The organism is Streptomyces sp. NPDC048106, from assembly GCF_040706415.1.
Taxonomy (GTDB): Bacteria; Actinomycetota; Actinomycetes; order Streptomycetales; family Streptomycetaceae; genus Streptomyces.
On record NZ_JBEZND010000002.1, the window covers coordinates 151,368 to 169,661 of the forward strand.

General features: G+C 73.3%; 19 protein-coding genes and 1 pseudogene. 12 read left to right on the plus strand and 8 right to left on the minus strand.

Annotated features, from left to right (window positions below; all coding sequences use genetic code 11):
• Nucleotides 1-54 precede the first annotated feature (54 nt).
• The gene (locus AB0927_RS02625) at nt 55-900 is read right to left on the minus strand and encodes a sugar nucleotide-binding protein (RefSeq protein WP_366665646.1); all 846 of its coding nucleotides are present in this window, start codon (nt 898-900) and stop codon (nt 55-57) included.
• A 91-nt stretch (nt 901-991) separates the two neighbouring features.
• Here AB0927_RS02625 and AB0927_RS02630 point away from each other — a divergent pair, with 91 nt between their 5' ends.
• Nucleotides 992-1,474, plus strand: a complete 483-nt coding sequence (locus AB0927_RS02630; RefSeq protein ID WP_366665647.1) for a DUF6027 family protein — start codon at nt 992-994, stop codon at nt 1,472-1,474.
• Between the two features lie 127 nt (nt 1,475-1,601).
• Nucleotides 1,602-2,063: pseudogene (locus AB0927_RS02635) on the plus strand (NUDIX hydrolase); the annotation flags it as partial.
• Between the two features lie 96 nt (nt 2,064-2,159).
• Here the strand turns inward: AB0927_RS02635 and htpG are convergent.
• The 3 genes from htpG to AB0927_RS02650 all read right to left on the minus strand — a co-directional run bounded on the left by htpG (nt 2,160) and on the right by AB0927_RS02650 (nt 5,039).
• Nucleotides 2,160-4,061 carry a molecular chaperone HtpG gene (gene htpG / locus AB0927_RS02640; RefSeq protein WP_366665648.1) on the minus strand — a complete coding sequence of 634 codons (1,902 nt, stop codon included), beginning with the start codon at nt 4,059-4,061 and terminating at the stop codon, nt 2,160-2,162.
• Between the two features lie 80 nt (nt 4,062-4,141).
• Entirely contained in the window at nt 4,142-4,516 is a 375-nt protein-coding gene (gene crcB / locus AB0927_RS02645; protein WP_366665649.1) for a fluoride efflux transporter CrcB, read from the minus strand.
• Nucleotides 4,517-4,601: 85 nt separating this feature from the next.
• A complete protein-coding gene (locus AB0927_RS02650) occupies nt 4,602-5,039 on the minus strand; it encodes a CrcB family protein (protein ID WP_366665774.1) in 438 nt (145 codons plus the stop codon).
• 307 nt (nt 5,040-5,346) lie between these two features.
• Between AB0927_RS02650 and AB0927_RS02655 the strand changes: the two genes are divergently transcribed.
• From AB0927_RS02655 to AB0927_RS02680, 6 genes are all read left to right on the plus strand, one after another.
• A complete protein-coding gene (locus AB0927_RS02655) occupies nt 5,347-6,210 on the plus strand; it encodes an LLM class flavin-dependent oxidoreductase (protein ID WP_366665650.1) in 864 nt (287 codons plus the stop codon).
• 222 nt (nt 6,211-6,432) lie between these two features.
• A complete protein-coding gene (locus AB0927_RS02660) occupies nt 6,433-8,166 on the plus strand; it encodes a SulP family inorganic anion transporter (protein WP_366665651.1) in 1,734 nt (577 codons plus the stop codon).
• Nucleotides 8,167-8,209: 43 nt separating this feature from the next.
• Nucleotides 8,210-8,623 (plus strand): ATP-binding protein, encoded by a 414-nt coding sequence (locus AB0927_RS02665; protein ID WP_366665652.1) that lies wholly within the window; start codon nt 8,210-8,212, stop codon nt 8,621-8,623.
• Between the two features lie 48 nt (nt 8,624-8,671).
• Complete coding sequence (locus tag AB0927_RS02670) at nt 8,672-9,070, plus strand: anti-sigma factor antagonist (RefSeq protein ID WP_366665654.1); 399 nt, start codon at nt 8,672-8,674, stop codon at nt 9,068-9,070.
• A gap of 41 nt (nt 9,071-9,111) precedes the next feature.
• The gene (locus AB0927_RS02675) at nt 9,112-9,459 is read left to right on the plus strand and encodes a zinc ribbon domain-containing protein YjdM (RefSeq protein WP_366665655.1); all 348 of its coding nucleotides are present in this window, start codon (nt 9,112-9,114) and stop codon (nt 9,457-9,459) included.
• Between the two features lie 65 nt (nt 9,460-9,524).
• A complete protein-coding gene (locus AB0927_RS02680) occupies nt 9,525-9,872 on the plus strand; it encodes a metalloregulator ArsR/SmtB family transcription factor (RefSeq protein ID WP_366665657.1) in 348 nt (115 codons plus the stop codon).
• 234 nt (nt 9,873-10,106) lie between these two features.
• On the opposite strand, the gene AB0927_RS02685 is transcribed toward AB0927_RS02680, so the two are convergent.
• Complete coding sequence (locus tag AB0927_RS02685) at nt 10,107-10,619, minus strand: hypothetical protein (protein WP_366665658.1); 513 nt, start codon at nt 10,617-10,619, stop codon at nt 10,107-10,109.
• A gap of 163 nt (nt 10,620-10,782) precedes the next feature.
• Between AB0927_RS02685 and AB0927_RS02690 the strand changes: the two genes are divergently transcribed.
• Nucleotides 10,783-11,907, plus strand: coding sequence for an XdhC/CoxI family protein (locus AB0927_RS02690; RefSeq protein WP_366665659.1), 1,125 nt, complete (start codon nt 10,783-10,785; stop codon nt 11,905-11,907).
• A gap of 58 nt (nt 11,908-11,965) precedes the next feature.
• On the opposite strand, the gene dxs is transcribed toward AB0927_RS02690, so the two are convergent.
• Complete coding sequence (dxs, locus tag AB0927_RS02695) at nt 11,966-13,873, minus strand: 1-deoxy-D-xylulose-5-phosphate synthase (RefSeq protein ID WP_366665660.1); 1,908 nt, start codon at nt 13,871-13,873, stop codon at nt 11,966-11,968.
• Between the two features lie 227 nt (nt 13,874-14,100).
• Between dxs and AB0927_RS02700 the strand changes: the two genes are divergently transcribed.
• Nucleotides 14,101-14,448, plus strand: coding sequence for a tetratricopeptide repeat protein (locus AB0927_RS02700; protein ID WP_366665661.1), 348 nt, complete (start codon nt 14,101-14,103; stop codon nt 14,446-14,448).
• A 45-nt stretch (nt 14,449-14,493) separates the two neighbouring features.
• On the plus strand, nt 14,494-15,138 hold the full coding sequence (locus AB0927_RS02705; RefSeq protein WP_366665662.1) for a peptide deformylase: 645 nt from the start codon (nt 14,494-14,496) through the stop codon (nt 15,136-15,138).
• A 63-nt stretch (nt 15,139-15,201) separates the two neighbouring features.
• Here AB0927_RS02705 and AB0927_RS02710 read toward each other — a convergent pair whose 3' ends face one another.
• Nucleotides 15,202-16,641, minus strand: coding sequence for an NAD(P)/FAD-dependent oxidoreductase (locus AB0927_RS02710; protein WP_366665663.1), 1,440 nt, complete (start codon nt 16,639-16,641; stop codon nt 15,202-15,204).
• A 173-nt stretch (nt 16,642-16,814) separates the two neighbouring features.
• Between AB0927_RS02710 and trxA the strand changes: the two genes are divergently transcribed.
• The gene (trxA, locus tag AB0927_RS02715) at nt 16,815-17,189 is read left to right on the plus strand and encodes a thioredoxin (RefSeq protein WP_366665664.1); all 375 of its coding nucleotides are present in this window, start codon (nt 16,815-16,817) and stop codon (nt 17,187-17,189) included.
• Nucleotides 17,190-17,210: 21 nt separating this feature from the next.
• On the opposite strand, the gene AB0927_RS02720 is transcribed toward trxA, so the two are convergent.
• On the minus strand, nt 17,211-18,206 hold the full coding sequence (locus AB0927_RS02720) for a LacI family DNA-binding transcriptional regulator (RefSeq protein ID WP_366665665.1): 996 nt from the start codon (nt 18,204-18,206) through the stop codon (nt 17,211-17,213).
• Between the last annotated feature and the right edge of the window lie 88 nt (nt 18,207-18,294).

Below are 18,294 nucleotides of genomic sequence, written 5' to 3' on the forward strand. Positions count from 1 at the left end.
TCGGTGGACGGCCGCTCGCCGTCGCCCTCGGCGGGGCAGACGAGTGACGCGGGGCTACCGGAGTCCGGCGCCCGAGCCCGGCGTGGCGAGGAATTCACGGGCTCCGCGCACTCTGGTGCGCAGGCCGCGCCGGGTGCGGTCGCTGTCCAGCCGGACGTCCAGCGCCCCGGGAATCCCCGTCCCGGCCCGCCGGCCCGCGGGCAGCGTGGCGGGATCGAGGCCGTCCCGGCGGGCGATCAGAAGGCCGAGTTCGTACCGGCTGACGGCGTCGGTCCCGGCGACGTGGCGGACACCGGCGTGGTCCGAGAAGGCGAGCTCCAGCAGGGCGGACGCGAGGTCCGCGACATGGACGGGACACCGGACGTCGTCGGTGAACAGCGTCCCGGCACGGCGGCCGGCGGACAGCTCGTGGACGAAGGCCTCGTGCGCCGAGCCGCCGTCGCCGATGATCAGCGACGTGCGCGCGATGACGGCCGCGGGGACCAGCACGCGGATCGCGGCCTCGGCGGCGGCCTTCGCGGCGCCGTAGGGGGTGATCGGGTCGGGGGCGGCGGATTCGTCGTAGTGGACCCGGGCGCCGGAGAACACCGCGTCGCTCGACACGTGGACGAGACGCGCCCCCTGCCGGTCCGCGGCCACCGCGACCCGGACGGCACCCTCGGCCGTCGTCGCCCAGTCGGACGTCCGAGCGGCCGTGTTGATCACCACGGTGGGCCGCAACCGGCCGATGACGGACGCGACTTCGTCGGGGCGCCGGACGTCCAGCGGCAGCCATTCGACGCCCTGGAGCGTGCCGGGACGGGTGCCGAAGGAGGCCGCCACGGCATGCCCCGCCGCTGTCGCCCGCCGGACCAGTTCCCCGCCGAGGAATCCGCTGCCGCCGATGATGAGAAGGCCCATGGTGCGACAGGCTATGCCTCGCCGACGTCCGAAAGCCCGGCAGCCGGGCAGCCGGGCAGCCCGAGCACCCGACAGTCCGAGAGGCAGGCCGATGACCACCATGCCGCACGGCGAGCACGAGGAGACGGCCCCGGAGACGGCCCCGGAGACGGCCCCGGCGGCGGGCCCGGCGGCGGAGCCGGTGATCCGGCTGCACCGCTGGGACGCCATGTGGCCGGATGACGATCCGGACGCCAACTTCAAGTCGGACGTGGTCCTTTACGGCAGGCTCGATCCACTCGTCACCCTGCGGGGCATGTCGGAGAACCTGGGCATCCCGGTGGGTGCCCTCGCCCGCTATGTGCTGGCGCGGTGGGCGACCGGTGGCAGTGGCGGGCTGCTGGAGGTGGGTCCGGTGATGGTGCACCGGTTGTGGGAGCCGATCGCCGAGGCGGAGCGGCAGGACAGCGACGGTGAACGGCTGCGGGCGTACCACCAGTTGCGGGAGATGATCGCCTGGCTGAAGCTGCCGCTGGACGACCCGTCCGTCTATCCGGCCGGGTCCGGGGAGGTCCCGGACGACGCGGCCGAGTGAGCCCGGCGCGGGCCACCGGCACAATTGGACCGCCATGACCATGGTGACGGCCTCCCGGTTCCGGTCGGCCGCACCTTCCGCACCCGGCCCTCCAGGAGCCCCCGTGTCCGCACCGGACGTCCCCGTCATCACCAGCCGCAACCGCTCGGCCAGGCCGCCCGTCCCCCACGCCGCCATCGGCGTGGGCGCGATCATCCTGGGTGAGCAGGGCATCCTCCTCGGCCGCCACCACCGGGGCACCCTCGAACTGCCGGGCGGCACCGTGGAGGCCGGGGAGTCCCTGGAGCGGACCGTGGTGCGGGAGGTCGCCGAGGAGACCGGGCTGAGCGTACGGACCGAGGACGTCAGGCTCCTGGGCACGCTGGTCGACCACGTCGAGGACGTCGTACGCGTCACCGTCGGCGCCCTCGTCACCACCTGGCAGGGCCGGCCGGCCACCCAGCCGGACGAGCGCGTCGGCGACTGGGCCTGGTACCCCCTGGACCGGCTGCCCGACGGCCTGTTCGTGTGCAGCGCGCAGATCCTCACCGCGTGGCGCCCCGAACTGCCCATCGATCACACGCCGGCACACTTCACCCCGTACGCCTAGAGGGAACTCGCCCTGGGCCACGAAGCGGTGCTGGTCGCGGCCGTCGGCGAACGGCCGCGACCAGCACCCTCGAAACGCCCTCGGCCGTACGTGCCGTTACAGCGCCCGCTCCAGACGCTCCGCCATCAGCTTCACGAAGCGGGCCGGTTCCTTCGGCTGGCCGCCCTCCGCGAGGATGGCGAGGCCGTGCAGCAGCTCGGCGGTCTCGGCGAGCGCGGTGCCGTCGCCGCGCTCGGTGTAGGCCTGGTTGAGGCCCTTGACCAGGGCGTGATCGGGGTTGAGTTCGAGGATGCGCTTGGCGCGGGGGACCTCCTGGCCCATGGCGCGGTACATGTTCTCCAGGGCCGGGGTGAGGTCGTGCGCGTCGGAGACGACACAGGCCGGCGAGACGGTGAGCCGGGAGGACAGCCGTACCTCCTTGATGTCGTCCTCCAACTGCTTGCCCATCCACTCCAGCAGGCCGGCGTACGCCTCGTTCCGCTTCTCCCGCTCGTCTTCGGCGGCGGCGTCCTCGCCCTGCGCGTCGAGGTCGAACTCGCCCTTGGCGACGGAGCGCAGCTTCTTGCCCTCGTACTCGCCGACCGCGTCGACCCACACCTCGTCCACGGCGTCGGTGAGCAGCAGCACCTCGATGCCCCGGTCGCGGAACGCCTCCATGTGCGGGGAGTTCTCGATGGCCTGGCGGGAGTCGCCGGTCAGGTAGTAGATATCGTCCTGGCCGTCCTTCATCCGCTCGATGTACTGCTTCAGCGTGGTCGGCTCGCTGTCGTGGTGCGTGCTCGCGAACGACGAGACGGCGAGGAGGGCGTCGCGGTTCTCCGCGTCGGTGACCAGGCCCTCCTTGAGGACGGTGCCGAACTCCCGCCAGAACGTGGCGTACCGGTCCGACTCCTCGCCCATCAGGTCCTTGACCGTGGACAGGACCTTCTTCGTGAGCCGGCGCCGCATCATCTCGATGTGGCGGTCCTGCTGGAGGATCTCGCGGGAGACGTTGAGCGAGAGGTCCGCCGCGTCGACCACGCCCTTGACGAAGCGCAGGTACGGCGGCAGCAGCGCCTCGCAGTCGTCCATGATGAACACGCGCTTGACGTAGAGCTGCACGCCCCGCCGGAAGTCCCGGGTGAACAGGTCGTGGGGCGCGTGCGCGGGCAGGAAGAGCAGCGCCTGGTACTCGAAGGTGCCCTCCGCCTGGAGCCGGATGGTCTCCAGCGGGTCGCGCCAGTCGTGGCCGATGTGCTTGTACAGCTCGTGGTACTCGTCGTCGGACACCTGGTCGCGCGGCCGCGCCCACAGCGCCTTCATGGAGTTGAGGGTCTCCGGCGCCGGCTCGCCGCCGTCGGCCGCGCCCTCGGACGTCATCCTGATCGGCCAGGTGATGAAGTCCGAGTACCGCTTGACGATCTCCCTGATCTTCCAGGGGGAGGCGTAGTCGTGGAGCTGGTTCTCCGGGTCGGCCGGCTTGAGGTGGAGGGTGACGGAGGTGCCCTGCGGCGCGTCGTCGACCGCCGTGAGGGTGTACGTCCCCTCGCCGCGCGAGGTCCAGCGGGTGCCCTGGCTCTCGCCGGCCCGCCGGGTCACCAGGGTGACCTCGTCGGCCACCATGAAGCCGGAGTAGAAGCCGACGCCGAACTGGCCGATGAGGCCCTCCTCGCCGGCCTCGTCCTTGGACTCGCGCAGCTCGCGCAGGAATTCGGCGGTGCCGGAGTTGGCGATGGTGCCGATGAGCTGCCCGACCTCGTCGTAGGACATCCCGATGCCGTTGTCCCGCACGGTGAGGGTGCGGGCGTCGGCGTCGACCTCCAACTCGATGTGCAGGTCGGACACATCTGCGTCGAGCGCGTCGTCCCGCAGCTTCTCCAGGCGCAGCTTGTCCAGCGCGTCGGACGCGTTGGAGACGAGCTCGCGCAGAAAGACATCCTTGTTCGAGTACACGGAGTGGATCATCAGCTGGAGCAGCTGACGGGCCTCCACCTGAAACTCAAACGTCTGCGTCGACATGTTCGCGGATACCTCACAGGTCCTGTCGTCGAAACTGGCGGCAGCCACTGTAAAACACCATGTCGGAGCGGGGGGTCACATCAGGCCCAGAGGGACTGGGCGAGCGCGGCGCCCATGAAGGCGGCGCCGAGACCGGCGACGACGCTCGCGACCACGTTGGCGGCGGCGAAGAAGCGCGCGCCGTCCTCGGCGAGCCGCAGCGTCTCGTAGGAGAACGTGGAGTACGTGGTCAGCGCCCCGCACAGCCCGGTGCCGATCAGCAGCTGGAGGTCGGAGGACATCCCGCCGGCGACGACCGCCCCGGTGACCAGGCCGAGGACGAGGCTGCCCAGTACGTTGACGGTGAGGGTGCCCCAGGGGAAGACGGTGTCGTGCCTGGACTGCACGGTGCGGTCGGTCAGATAACGCAGCGGTGCGCCGACGGCGGCTCCGGCGATGACCAGCAGCCAGTTCACGAACTCTCCATCTCCTCGGTGCGGTGTCCCATGTCGTTCTCTCCGGCGCGTTCCGTGAGCCGGGTGCCGGGCACGGCCGGTGGCCTCATGACGTCCTCCACCCGATGACGCGCCGGGTGAGGTGTGCGGTGGTCCAGACGGCCGCCAGGGCGCCGAGCGCGGTGACGACGAGGTCCAGCAGGCCGGTGGTGGGCCGGCCGGTGCCGGTCAGGCGCTCGATGTCCACGGTGTAGGCGGAGAAGGTGGTGAACCCGCCGAGCACCCCGGTGCCGAAGAAGGGCCGGACCAGCCGGTGTCCGGTCCGGACCTCGGTGGTGACGACCATGAGGACGCCGATGACGGCGCAGCCGGCGACGTTCACCCAGAACGTGGTCCACGGGAAGGCACCGGACGCGGTCGGCCACAGCAGCGCGGCGGCGTAGCGGGCGCAGGCCCCGAGGGCGCCGCCTGCGGCCACGGCCGCGAGGACCGGCCACTGGGCGCGCCGGCGCGCGTGCCGGTGGTCCGGCGGTCGCCGCTCGATGCCGGGCCCGGTGGATTCGTTCAGCGCGGCCGGCTTTGCCACATGGGCCTCCTGATGCGGGGCGCCCAGGGCATGCCGGGGCGCGCTTCGTCGTAAGGAGGGACCATTGGCGGCGACATTGCCGCGGTTGGGTACGGCGGGACCCACCGCCGTGCGGGGACCGGGGTCGCGCCGCGGCCTCCAGGATAGCGCGTGGCGGGTACGGCCTGGTGACGGGCCCGCGTTCCGGGACGACCGCCCCGCCGGGCGGCCCGGCCCGCGGCCGGTGGCGATTGCCGGGAAGCGGTGGGCTGATCATCATGTCCGGATGCGCTTCTCCGTGAACGTACCCAACTTCGGTGACTTCGCCGACCCCCGTGCCGTCGCGACGGTGGCCGTCGCCGCCGAACAGGCGGGCTGGGACGGACTGTTCGTCTGGGACCACGTGCTGCACCGGCGGCACCAGGGGCGTCCCTTCGGCGATCCCTGGATGCTGCTGACGGCGGCCGCGCTGGCGACCTCCCGTATCCGCCTGGGCACGCTGCTGACGCCGGTGCCCCGGTACCGTCCGCAGCAACTGGCCCGGCAGGTCGCCACGTTGGACCGGTCGAGCGGCGGCCGGGTGGTCTTCGCGGCGGGCCTGGGCGGTCCGGTCGAGGACGAGTACGAGAGCTTCGGGGACACCGCCGGGCCGCGCGAGCTGGCCGGGCGGCTGGACGAGGGCCTGGAGCTGCTGGCCCGCTTCTGGTCCGGCGAGCCGGTGGACCACCAGGGTCTCCACTACACGGCCCGGGACGTGACCCTGCTGCCGGCCACCGCGCAGCGGCCCCGCCCGCCCGTCTGGATCGGCGGGTTCTGGCCGCGCCGCGCGCCCATGCGCCGCGCGGCGCGCTGGGACGGCGCCGTGCCGCTCTTCGAGACCGCCCGCCACGGGCAGATCCCGGACGTGGCCCAGGTGCGCGAACTGATCGGCTATGTGCGCGGGCAGCGTACGGCCGACGGCGACCGCCCCTTCGAGTTCGTCCTCGGCGGCGCCACCCCGGCGGACCCGGCCCGGGCCAGAGACCTGATCGGTCCGCTGCGCGACGCCGGTGCCACCTGGTGGGACGAGCGGCAGCTCCAGGGCGGGCCCGATCTGGACCGGCTGGAGCCGGTGCTGCGACGCGTGGAGGCGGGACCGCCGACGCTCTGACGGGACCGGCACGGGACAGCACGGGACCGGCACGGGACCGACCGCAGGACCGACCGCAGGACCGGCGAATTCGACATCTCGGCATGTATTGGGACATACCGAATAGCAGAATTGCGAAACTTCGCAATTGCTTAGATGCTATGTTCATTGAGTCCGCGGTGAGGAAAGTCGAGGGAACGTGCCGGTTCCGCTGTGCCAGGCGAAGGACGAGGTCTCCGTCCGATGAACGCCGTCCTCGGCCGGGGTGTACGGACCGTACGCACCCGGATCACCGCCCTGCTGCCCGGCCGCCCCGATCTCGCCGCGGTGCGGCGCGATCCGCGCCGGGACCTCCTCTCAGGACTCACCGTCGCGATCGTCGCGCTGCCCCTCGCCCTCGGTTTCGGAGTTTCCTCCGGGCTCGGTGCCAAGGCGGGCCTGGCCACCGCGGTGATCGCGGGCGCGGTCGCGGCGGTGTTCGGCGGCTCGAACCTCCAGGTCTCGGGGCCGACCGGCGCCATGACCGTCGTACTCGTGCCGATCGTGGGCCGGTACGGGCCCACCGGTGTGCTCACCGTCGGGCTGCTGGCCGGTGTCCTGCTGATCGGGCTGGCCGCGCTGCGGGCCGGGAAGTACATGCGGTACGTGCCCGCCCCGGTGGTGGAGGGCTTCACCCTCGGCATCGCCTGTGTGATCGGGCTCCAGCAGGTGCCGAACGCGCTCGGCGTGCCCACGCCCGAGGGCGACAAGGTGCTGGTCGTGGCCTGGCGGGCCGTCGAGGAGTTCGCGAAGGCGCCGAACCGGACCGCCGTGGGACTCGCGCTCGCCGTGGCCGCGGTGATGCTGCTCGGCGCCCGGTGGCGGCCCGAGGTCCCCTTCTCCATCCTCGCCGTGATCGCCGCGACCGTCGTCGCCCAGCTCGCCGGTCTCGACGCGGCCAGGCCGATCGGCGACCTGCCGTCCGGACTGCCCGCGCCCTCCCTCTCCTTCCTCCACCTCGGCGACCTGGGCTCCCTGGCGGCGCCCGCCGTGGCCGTGGCGGCGCTGGCCGCCCTGGAGTCCCTGCTGTCGGCGTCGGTCGCGGACGGCATGACCGTCGGACAGCGGCACGACCCGGACCGCGAGCTGTTCGGCCAGGGCCTGGCCAACATCGCCGCCCCGCTGTTCGGCGGCGTGCCGGCCACCGGGGCGATCGCGCGCACGGCGGTCAACGTCCGGACCGGGGCCGGTTCCCGGACCGCCGCGTTCACCCACGCCGTGGTCCTCGCGGTGATCGTCTTCGCCGCCGCGCCCCTGGTCTCCAAGATCCCGCTGGCCGCGCTCGCGGGTGTGCTGCTGGCCACCGCGGTCCGCATGGTCGAGGTGGGCTCGCTGAAGGCCATGGCCAGGGCCACCCGGTCTGATGCCGCGATCCTCGTCCTGACCGCGGTCTGCACCCTCGCCCTGGACCTCGTCCACGCCGTCATCATCGGTCTGGCCGTGGCCGGCGCCCTCGCCCTGCGCGCCGTGGCCCGGCAGGCCCGCCTGGACCGGGTGCCGCTGAACCGGGGCGACCACAGCGCGGAGGAGCACGCGCTGCTCGCCGAGCACATCGTGGCCTACCGGCTCGACGGACCGCTGTTCTTCGCCGGCGCGCACCGCTTCCTGCTGGAGCTGACCGAGGTCGCCGACGTCCGGGTGGTGATCCTGCGCATGTCGCGGGTGTCGACCATCGACGCCACCGGCGCCCTGGTGCTGAAGGACGCGGTGGAGAAGCTGCGCCGGCGCGGCATCGTCGTCCTGGCCTCGGGCATCCGGCCCGGTCAGCGACGCGTCCTCGACTCGGTCGGCGCGCTGGAACCGCTGCGGCCCGACGGCCGGGACTACGCCACCACCCCGGAGGCGATCCAGGCGGCGCGCGGCCACCTCGTGGGCGTCGTGCCCATCCCGGCCGCGCGGCGAAACGCTTCGGCGCCCAGCGAGGAAGCCGTCCGATGAGCGAGCCGGCCATGACGGGCGTCCGTACCGGCCCGGCGGGGCGATGATGCCCCAGTCCCTCCCCCACCGCCATGTGCTCACCCTGCCCACCGTCCCCACGGCGGTGCGCGTCGCCCGGGAGACCGCCGAGCAGACCCTCGTGGAGTGGGGCATCGGGCTGCGCCACCGTGTCGCGGACCCGGCGCTGCTGATCCTCAGCGAGCTGGTCACCAACAGCGTCCGGCACGCCGCCGACGTCTCCCCGCAGGTCACCGTCATCTACGCGGCCGCCCGCGACTGCTTCGCCTTCGCCGTGCACGACCGCCACCCCTACCAGCCGCTCCTGCGCACCGCGCTCACCGGACCGGGGGGCCTGGCCACCGTGATGGAGCTGGTCCTCGGCCTGGGCGGCACCGCGGTGGTCCGCGCGGACGCCGACGGCGAGGGCAAGAGCATCTGGATCACCCTGCCCCTGTAGAACCGCCGGGCCCCTCCCCTCGTCCCTCCCCAAGGAAGCCGCCCCCGTATGACCATCGACTGGCGCTACACCATCGAGCAGGACCTCGGCGTTCTCTCCGTCGCCGGCTACCTCGGCCCGGACGCCGTACGCCGCTTCAACGGCGCCATCGGCTGGGTCGTGGCGCGCGGCACCGGGCCCGTCGTCCTCGACCTGACCGAACTGCGCAACTGGTCCGCGGAGGGCCAGGTGGCCATCACCGAGGCCGCCCGGGTGCTCGCCGCCGCCGGCCGCGCGCTGGAGCTGGCCGCCATACCCGCCGACGGCTCGCTGGTGCCGGCCGGCGACTGCCCGAACATCCCGGTCCACTGCGACCTGGCCGCCGCCCTCGCCGCCCACGGCCGGGACGGGGCCGCGCCGGACGACGGCCGCCAGGAGTGGCGGACCGACGGCTGGCCCACCTCCTGACCCTCGTACGACCCCTCTCCACGACAGCCGGAAAGAGTTCCATGAGCGACAACCTCCCCGCCTGCCCCGCCTGTTCGGGCACGTACCCCTACGAGATGGGCGCGCTGCTCGTCTGCCCCGAGTGCGGCCACGAGTGGCCGGCGTCCCCGGACGCGGCCGCCGAGGAGGGCCGGGTGATCCGGGACTCGGTCGGCAACGTACTCGCCGACGGCGACACCGTGACCGTGGTCAAGTCGCTCAAGGTCAAGGGCGGCCCGTCCGGTATCAAGGCGGGCACCAAGGTGCGCGGCATCCGGCTCGTGGACGGGGTGGACGGCCATGACATCGACTGCCGGATCGACGGGTTCGGTGCCATGCGGCTGAAGTCCGGCGTGGTCAAGAAGGCCTGAACCGGCGGGCGCGGCGGGCGTGAGGACGGGCGCGTGTTCTCGACCAGTACGAAGGGGTGAGCGCGGTGAGTGCGCCGCTGTACCAGCTGAAGGCCGAGTTCTTCAAGACGCTCGGGCATCCGGCGCGCATCCGCGTCCTGGAGCTGCTCAGCGAACGTGAGCACGCGGTCGCCGAGCTGCTGCCCGAGGTGGGCATCGAACCCGCCCATCTGTCCCAGCAGTTGGCGGTGCTGCGCCGCGCCAACCTGGTCCGGAGCCGCAAGGAGGGTTCGACCGTCCACTACTCCCTGACCAGCCCGCACGTGAGCGAGCTGCTGCGGGTGGCACGCACGATCCTGTCCGGCGTGCTGGCGGGACAGGCGGTCCTGCTCGCCGACCTGCAAGCGGCACAGCAGGGGGCCGGGCCCGCCTAGCCGACCCCTCCGGCTACTCGGCGCCGGTGGCGGCGCAGGCCAGGGCCGCCTCGGCCCACGTCCATGCCACCGCCCATGCGTGGGCACGGCGTGCCGCCTCGGCCGCTTCCAGGGAAAAGTCCATGCCGGCCTTCCTGAACCCGGTTCCGCCGTCCCGCGGGACACCGGCCCGCACATCACGCGTCCAACGCCCCCGAGTGCGGCTGGAGTTGATGCCGGGGGCAGCCTGCGTGCTCAGCGGAGGGAAGACCGTGGCCGGCGGTGCGGTGGGCCGGCGCGGTGTTCGGCGCCGCGTGGCCACAGGACCTCGACGTCGACGCCGTGGCTGCGGGCGTAGGCGACCAGGTGGGCGGTCGCGTCGCGGCCGTTGAAGGGTGAGCCGTCCCAGATGGCCAGCACCCGGGCGCAGGAGCGGACCAGGGCCTCGTCGGCGCCGATGCAGGAGGCGCGCTCGCCGGGGTCGTACTCGACCAGGCGCACCATCTGGGACAGCAGCAGCTCGCCGGCCGCCTTGCGGTCCGGCTCGGCGACGGAGCCGGGCACGCCCCTGCGGGACGGCAGTACCGTCACCAGCGCCAGCCCCGCCTTGCGCGCGGCCCGCCCGAACACCACGGGCAGGCCCTTGCCCGCCCGGACCAGTCCGGCGCGTCCGGTGCGGGCGCGGTCGGCCAGCCGGGGGCGCAGCTCCTCCTCCAGGAGGGCCAGCGTGGGCACGGTGAGATCCGGATGTCCGACGACGGCGATCACTCCTGGATCTCCCTTCTCCCCATGCGTTGATCATCGCCATGCGCGGACGGCGGGCACAGGGCCTGTCGGCCGGGATTTCGGAGCCGGACGGCCCCTGGACAGGTGAGGACTTAAGCTGCGGTTGACACGCGGCACCCGGCACGTCGCCGAAGGAGGCACACGGATGCGGGACATCGCGGAGGGCCTCTCCTCCTGGAGTACGTCGGGCAAGCGGTTCGCGGTGGCGACGGTCGTGCGGACCTGGAAGTCGGCGCCGCGCCAGGCGGGCTCCTCGCTGGCGGTCGCCGAGGACGGCGAGGTGATCGGGAGCGTCTCGGGCGGCTGTGTCGAGGGCGCGGTGTACGAGCTGGCGACCGAGGTCCTGGAGAGCGGCGAGCCCGCCCTCGTGACGTACGGGGTCAGCGACGACGACGCGCTGGCGGTGGGCCTGACCTGCGGCGGGATCATCGAGATCCTGGTCCGGCCGGCGGGCGCGGGCCGCTTCCCCGGACTGCCGGGGGTACTGGAGGCGATCGGCGCGGGGCGGCCGGTGGCGGTGGTGTCGCCGCTGCCGGCCGAGGGCGGCGGCACGGAACCGGAGCCCGCGGCCGCGCCCACCGGGCAGCTCATCGTGAGCCCGTCCGGAGCGGAGGGCACGCTCGGTGACGCCCGTCTCGACGCCGTCGTCACCGAGCGGGCGCAGGGGCTGCTGGCGGGGGGCAGTACCGATGTGGTGCGGGTCGGACGCGCGGGCGAGGAGCGGCGGGACGACGTCGCCGTGTTCGTGGAGTCGTTCGCGCCGCCGCCGCGGCTGCTGGTGTTCGGCGCCATCGACTTCGCGTCCGCCGTGGCCCGGATCGGGAAGTTCCTCGGCTACCACGTCACCGTCTGCGACGCCCGCCCGGTCTTCGCCACCCGCCGCCGCTTCCCGGACGCGGACGAGCTGGTGGTCGACTGGCCGCACCGGTATCTGGACTCCGCCGAGGTGGACGAGAACACGGTGATCTGTGTCCTCACCCACGACCCGAAGTTCGATGTGCCGCTGCTCCGGCGGGCGCTGCGCACCCCCGCCCGCTACATCGGGGCGATGGGCAGCCGTCGTACCCATGAGGACCGGCTGCGGCGGCTGCGCGAGGAGGGCGTGAGCGAGGCGGAGCTGTCCCGGCTGTCCTCGCCGATCGGGCTCGACCTCGGGGCCCGTACGCCGGAGGAGACGGCGGTGGCCGTCATGGCGGAGGTCATCGCGTTGAGGTGGGGCGGGACGGGGCGGCGGCTGGTGGAGACCACGCCGCTGCCGATCCATCGCTGACGCCTGTTCCCCGCGGGGGCCTCCGGAGCCCGGGCGGGCCCCGGAGGACGCGTGCGGCTCAGGCGGGGAAGGCCATCTCGTCCCGCTCGTCGCGTCCGAGGCCCGCGAAGACGCCAGAGACGCGGCGGGCGATGTCCGCGGCCGTGAGGCCGACGCGGGCGAGCACCCGGCCGCGTTCGGCGTGGTCGAGGAACTCGACGGGGATGCCGAAGTCCCGTACGGGGATGTCCACTTCGGCGTCGCGCAGGGCCTGGGCGACGGCGGCGCCGACACCGCCGGCCCGCACTCCGTCCTCGACGGTGACGACGAGCCGGTGCCGGGCGGCGATACCGGGCAGGGCCGCGTTCACCGGCTTGATCCAGCGCGGGTCGAGGACGGTGGCGCCGATGCCCTGTTCGGCGAGGCGGTCGGCGACCTCCAGACACATCGGGGCGAGCGCGCCGACCGAGACCACGAGGACGTCGGCGCCCTCCTCGGCGGAGCCGCGGAGCACGTCCATGCCGGCGACGCTGCCGACGGCGGGGACCTCGCACCCCACGGTGCCCTTGGAGTAGCGCACCACCGTGGGCCCGTCCGCCACCTCGACGGCCTCGCGCATCTGGGCGCGCAACTGGCCGGCGTCGCGCGGTGCGGCGATGCGCAGGCCCGGGACGACCTGGAGGACGGCCATGTCCCACATGCCGTTGTGCGCGGCGCCGTCGTCGCCGGTGATGCCCGCGCGGTCGAGCATGAAGGTCACGGGGCAGTGGTGCAGGGCCACGTCCATCAGGAGCTGGTCGAAGCAGCGGTTCAGGAAGGTGGCGTAGACGGCGACGACCGGGTGCAGTCCGGCGGTGGCCAGGCCGGCCGCGGAGGTGGCCGCGTGCTGTTCGGCGATGCCGACGTCGAAGAAGCGGTCGGGGAAGCGGGCGGCGAAGGGCGCGAGGCCGGTGGAGCTCTGCATCGCCGCGGTGATCGCCACGATGTCGTCGCGCTCGCCGCCGAGCCGGACCAGTTCCTCGCCGAAGACGGTGGTCCAGTCCTTGCCGGCGACGGAGACCGGCTTGCCGGTGTCCGGGTCGATCACCTTGACCTGGTGGAAGCGCTCGTCGGACTCCTCGGCGAAGCTGTAGCCGCGGCCCTTCTCGGTGATGCAGTGCACGATGACCGGGCCGCCGAAGCGCTTGGCGCGGGTCAGCGCCGACTCCAGGGCCTCGGTGTCGTGGCCGTCGACCGGGCCTACGTACTTCAGGCCCAGGTCCTCGAACATGCCCTGGGGGGCGATGAAGTCCTTGAGGCCCTTCTTCGCGCCGTGCAGGGCGTCGTAGACCGAGCGCCCCACGATCGGGGTGCGGTCGAGGACGGCCTTGGTGCGCTGGAGGAACTGCTCGTAGCCGTCCGTCGTGCGCAGGGCGGCCAGGTGGGTGGCGAGGCCGCCGATGGTGGGGTTGTACGAGTGGCCGTTGTCGTTGACCACGATGACCAGCGGGAGGGTCTTGTCGGCGGCGATGTTGTTCAGCGCCTCCCAGGTCATGCCGCCGGTGAGCGCGCCGTCCCCGACCACCGCGACGACCGACCGGTCGCGCCGGCCGGCCAGGCGGTCGGCCTTGGCGATGCCGTCGGCCCAGCTCAGGGCGGCGGAGGCGTGCTGGTTCTCGACGATGTCGTGCGGCGACTCGGCGCGGCTGGGGTATCCCGACAGGCCGCCCTCCTTGCGGAGCCCGGAGAAGTCCTGGCGGCCGGTCAGCAGCTTGTGGACGTAGGTCTGGTGGCCGACGTCGAAGACGATCCGGTCCTTGGGGGACTCGAAGACCCGGTGCAGCGCGATGGTCAGCTCGACGACGCCCAGGTTCGGTCCCAGGTGCCCGCCCGTGCGGGAGACGGCGCTGACGAGAAAGGCGCGGATCTCCCCGGCCAGCGTCCCCAGGTCATCGGCGTCGAGCTTCTTCAGGTCCTGCGGGCCGTGGATCGTCTCCAGAATGCCCATGCGTCATTCTCCTTCGGCGCTGCTGACAGGGAATGCGAAGGTGACAGGCTATCAATTCCTCCGGATTTGGGGGCCTGACGGCGAAGGGAAGGCGGGTGCCGCCGTCCGGTCGGCCGAACGCCCGGCGGCGCCGCCCGGGCAGCGCCCCGCGCGGGCCGGGCCCCCGGAAACCGTTAGTGGAATATTGAACTAACCGGGGCGGTTGTGCCCGGCGAAGGAGGTCACAAGTGGACATCACGTACTACGACCACGGCACCCCCGCCGAGCGCTGGGAGCGCGCGCAGGCGTTCTTCGCGGCCAAGGACTACGCGGGGGCGGCGCGCGTGCTGACCGGGCTGGTGGCGGAGGTGCCGGAGCAGACCGGGCCCCGGCTGCTGCTGGCCCGTGCCTACTACCACTCCGCGCAGCTGCGGCGTGCGGAGGACGAGCTCCGGGTGATCGTCGAGCGTGACCCGGTGGAGCACTACGCCCGCCTGATGCTGGGGCGCACGCTCGAACGGCAGTCGCGGCACGAGGAGGCGGAGCGGCATCTGCGGATCGCCTCCGCGCTCGCGGGCGACTTCCCGCAGCTCTGAGCGGTCGGTCTCGTGCCAGGAGTGCCCCCGTGGCATCCTGGCGCGATGGCACCCGACCGTGATCACGCGCCCCTCGCCGAACGCGTCGAGGAACTCCTCGCCGCCGGCGGCCCGCTGCCCCTCGTCGCCGCCGGCCGGCCGGTACTGCGCCGCCCCACCCAGCCGTACGACGGCCAGCTCGGCCCCGCCCTGCTGGCCCGCTTCGTCGAGGCCCTGCGCCTGACCATGCACGCCGCCCCCGGAGTGGGCCTCGCCGCGCCGCAGGTCGGCATCGGGCTGCGGATCGCGGTCCTGGAGGACCCCGCGCCCGTGCCGGAGGAGATCGCCGTCGCCCGGGGCCGCCGCCCGCAGCCCTTCCGGGTGCTGGTCAACCCCTCGTACGAGCCCGTCGGCACCGCGCGCGCCGCGTTCTTCGAGGGCTGCCTCAGCGTGCCCGGCTGGCAGGCCGTGGTGGCCCGGCACGCCGAGGTGCGGCTGCGCGCCGAGGACGAGCGGGGCCGCCCGGTGGACGAGGTGTTCACCGGGTGGCCCGCCCGCATCGTGCAGCACGAGACGGACCACCTCGACGGCACGCTCTACATCGACCGCGCCGAGCCGCGCTCGCTGTCCACCGACCAGGCGGTCGCGGCCCTGTGGTCCCAGCCGACCCCGGCCACCGCGGCCGACGCGCTCGGCTTCGAACTGCCCTGACACTTCCGCCCGTCAGCGGTCCGGGGCCTCGCGCGTCGCCCGTGACGGGCCCGCGCGGGCCCCTCAGTTGTCGCGGTACGCCTCCAGCAGCCGCAGCCACACCTCGCTCAGCGTCGGGTACGACGGGACGACGTGCCACAGGCGGCTGACCGGGACGCGGCCCGCGACGGCGACCGTGGCCGAGTGGATGAGTTCGCCGACGCCTGGGCCGACGAAGGTGACGCCCCGGAGGATCTCCTCCTCCAGGTCCACGACCATGCGGGCGCGGCCCTTGTAGCCGTCGCCGTACAGGGCCGCCCCGGCGACGGAGGAGAACTCGACGTCGACCGCGCGGACGCGGTGGCCGGCCTGTTCCGCCTCGGCGAGGGAGAGGCCGACCGCGGCGGCCTCGGGGTCGGTGAACACCACCTGGGGTACGGCCTCGTGGTCGGCGGTGGCCGCGTGGGCGCCCCACGGGCCGTCCAGCAGCGGGGTGCCTGCCGCGCGGGCACCGATGGCGGCGCCCGCGATGCGGGCCTGGTACTTGCCCTGGTGGGTGAGGAGCGCACGGTGGTTGACGTCGCCTGCGGCGTACAGCCAGTCGGTCCCGGTGACCCGCAGGGTGTCGTCGACCTCCAGCCAGGTGCCGGGCTCCAGGCCGACGCTGTCGAGGCCGATGTCGTCGGTCTGCGGGACGCGGCCGGTGGCGAAGAGGATCTCGTCGGCCTCGAACCGCTCCCCCGTGCGGGTGAGGGCCACGACGGAGCCGTTCTCCCGGGCGACGGACGTGACGGAGGCGCCGGTGCGCACGTCCACGCCGGCCTCGGCGAGCGCCTCGGCGACCAGTTCACCGGCGAACGGCTCCATCCGGCTGAGCAGGCCCTTGCCGCGCACCAGCAGGGTGACCCGGGAGCCGAGCGCCGCCCAGGCGGTGGCCATCTCGGTGGCGACGACGCCGCCGCCCACGACGAGCAGCCGGCCCGGGGCCGCCTCCGCGCTGGTGGCCTCGCGGCTGGTCCACGGCCGTACCTCGGCGAGGCCGGGCAGATCGGGCAGCAGGGCGCGGGTGCCGGTGCAGACGGCGACGGCGTGCCGGGCGGTCAGGGTGGTGACGCTGCCGTCGGACACGGTGACGGTGACCGTGCGGGGGCCCGCGAGGCGGCCGTGGCCGCGGTAGAGGTCGGCGCCGATGCCCTCCACCCAGTCCACCTGGCCGTCGTCCTGCCAGTGCGAGGTGAAGTTGTCGCGGCGCTCCAGCACGGCCGGGGTGTCGAGGGGGCCCTGGACCGCCGCGGCGAGGCCGGGCAGCCGGCGGGCGTCGGCCTGGGCGATGACCGGCCTGAGCAGCGCCTTGCTGGGCATGCACGCCCAGTAGGAGCACTCTCCGCCGACCAGTTCGCTCTCCACGATCGCGGTGGTGAGACCGGCCGCGCGGGTGCGGTCGGCGACGTTCTCCCCCACGGGCCCGGCCCCGAGCACCACGACGTCGTACGCGATGGTTTCCGATTCCGTCGTATCCGTCATGGGGTCAGTCTGGTGGGTGGTGTGCGCGGCGGCCACATGGGTACGAGCGCGGGCGTGGGTGTCCGGGTGCGCGAGAGGCGTCCGGACACCCGTGAGAGTGCCCGGAATAGGCGGGCCACCGGCCGTGTTTCCGCCGTCGGTACATCCCCGGACCAGGAAGAGGGAACCAGGCCATGAGCGGCACCGTGGAGCTGACCAAGGACAACTTCGACCAGACGGTCACGGACAACGAGTTCGTGCTCATCGACTTCTGGGCATCCTGGTGCGGACCGTGCCGGCAGTTCGCGCCGGTGTACGAGAAGGCCGCCGAGGACAATCCGGACCTGGTGTTCGGCAAGGTGGACACCGAGGCCCAGCCGGAGCTGGCGCAGGCCTTCGGCATCCAGTCGATCCCGACCCTGATGATCGTGCGGGACCGGGTGGCCGTGTTCGCCCAGCCGGGCGCGCTGCCCGAGGCGGCCCTCACGGACGTCATCGGCCAGGCCCGCAAGCTGGACATGGACGAGGTGCGCAAGAGCATCGCCGCCCAGCAGGGCCAGGAGCAGTAACCCGGGGGTGGCGGGCCGGGTTCAGGTGGACTCGCGTCGTACGACCGAGGCGCCCAGGACCCGGTGCACCTCCGGCTCGCCGCCCGGGTCGCGTACCACGCGGTCGACCAGGGCGGCGAGGTCGCGGCCCGAGGGCAGTTCGATGCGGACGCTGCTCAGCCGGGGCCGCAGCAGCCGTCCGAGCATGAGGTCGTCGGCGCCGATCACCGCCACGTCCTCGGGGATGCGCAGTCCCTCGTCCTGCAAGGCGCGCATCAGCAGCATGGCGTACTCGTCGTTGTAGGCGAACACCGCGTCCAGCCCCGGCCAGTCGGCCGCCACGCGCGCGGCGGCCCGCTCCGTGTAGGCGAGCGGCACCGCGGTGACGCTCGCGCCGGTGCCGTGCAGCGCCTGCCGGACACCGGCGAGCCGGGGCCCCGAATAGACCTCCAGACCGGGTTCCTCGGGTACGACGACCCCGATCCGACGCCTGCCGCGCTCGTACAGGTGGGCGGCCGCGCACCGGCCCACGGCGTCGTGGTCCATCAGCAGGGCGTGCGCGCCCTCGACGCGCTCGGGACCGAGGGTGACGACCGCGCGGGCGCCGGAGCGCTTGAGGATCGCCACGCCCCGCGGTCCCGTCCCGGTGCCGGGCACCAGGACGGCCACGGGCCTCAACTCGGCCCAGGCGCGGGCGGCTTCGTCGCCCTCCAGGCCGACGGAGCCGTACTGCACGACGGTGTAGTCGAGCCGGCCCAGGGCCCCCTGCACCTCGTTGAGGAACGTGCCGTAGAGCGGCCCGACCGGGATCGAGGGGGCGGGCATGAGGACCGTACGGCTGTGTCCGGCGCGCAGGCTGCGGGCGGCCGCGTGCGGGACGTACCCCAGTTCCCGCGCGGCCTCGTGGACGCGCCGCCGCGTGGGTTCGCTGATCCGCACGGCGTTGGTGTTGTTGAGGACGTAGGACACGGTCGCGCGCGAGACGCCGGCCAGCCGGGCCACATCGGCACTCGTGGGAGTGTTCGGTATCTGCACCATGACAGACCGCATCTTGGCAGAGCGTTCCGGCGGCGCGGCGGGCAGGGGAGAGTGGTTCGCTTTTGGACGAACTCCCGTGTGCCGCAAG

What these genes read in the sequence shown, in the direction of transcription:
- AB0927_RS02625 (WP_366665646.1), bottom strand. Translation starts at nt 900, where the DNA reads ATGGGCCTTCTCATCATCGGCGGCAGCGGATTCCTCGGCGGGGAACTG.
- AB0927_RS02630 (WP_366665647.1), top strand. Translation starts at nt 992, where the DNA reads ATGACCACCATGCCGCACGGCGAGCACGAGGAGACGGCCCCGGAGACG.
- htpG (WP_366665648.1), bottom strand. Translation starts at nt 4,061, where the DNA reads ATGTCGACGCAGACGTTTGAGTTTCAGGTGGAGGCCCGTCAGCTGCTC.
- AB0927_RS02655 (WP_366665650.1), top strand. Translation starts at nt 5,347, where the DNA reads ATGCGCTTCTCCGTGAACGTACCCAACTTCGGTGACTTCGCCGACCCC.
- AB0927_RS02660 (WP_366665651.1), top strand. Translation starts at nt 6,433, where the DNA reads ATGAACGCCGTCCTCGGCCGGGGTGTACGGACCGTACGCACCCGGATC.
- AB0927_RS02665 (WP_366665652.1), top strand. Translation starts at nt 8,210, where the DNA reads ATGATGCCCCAGTCCCTCCCCCACCGCCATGTGCTCACCCTGCCCACC.
- AB0927_RS02670 (WP_366665654.1), top strand. Translation starts at nt 8,672, where the DNA reads ATGACCATCGACTGGCGCTACACCATCGAGCAGGACCTCGGCGTTCTC.
- AB0927_RS02675 (WP_366665655.1), top strand. Translation starts at nt 9,112, where the DNA reads ATGAGCGACAACCTCCCCGCCTGCCCCGCCTGTTCGGGCACGTACCCC.
- AB0927_RS02690 (WP_366665659.1), top strand. Translation starts at nt 10,783, where the DNA reads ATGCGGGACATCGCGGAGGGCCTCTCCTCCTGGAGTACGTCGGGCAAG.
- dxs (WP_366665660.1), bottom strand. Translation starts at nt 13,873, where the DNA reads ATGGGCATTCTGGAGACGATCCACGGCCCGCAGGACCTGAAGAAGCTC.
- AB0927_RS02705 (WP_366665662.1), top strand. Translation starts at nt 14,494, where the DNA reads ATGGCACCCGACCGTGATCACGCGCCCCTCGCCGAACGCGTCGAGGAA.
- AB0927_RS02710 (WP_366665663.1), bottom strand. Translation starts at nt 16,641, where the DNA reads ATGACGGATACGACGGAATCGGAAACCATCGCGTACGACGTCGTGGTG.
- trxA (WP_366665664.1), top strand. Translation starts at nt 16,815, where the DNA reads ATGAGCGGCACCGTGGAGCTGACCAAGGACAACTTCGACCAGACGGTC.
- AB0927_RS02720 (WP_366665665.1), bottom strand. Translation starts at nt 18,206, where the DNA reads ATGGTGCAGATACCGAACACTCCCACGAGTGCCGATGTGGCCCGGCTG.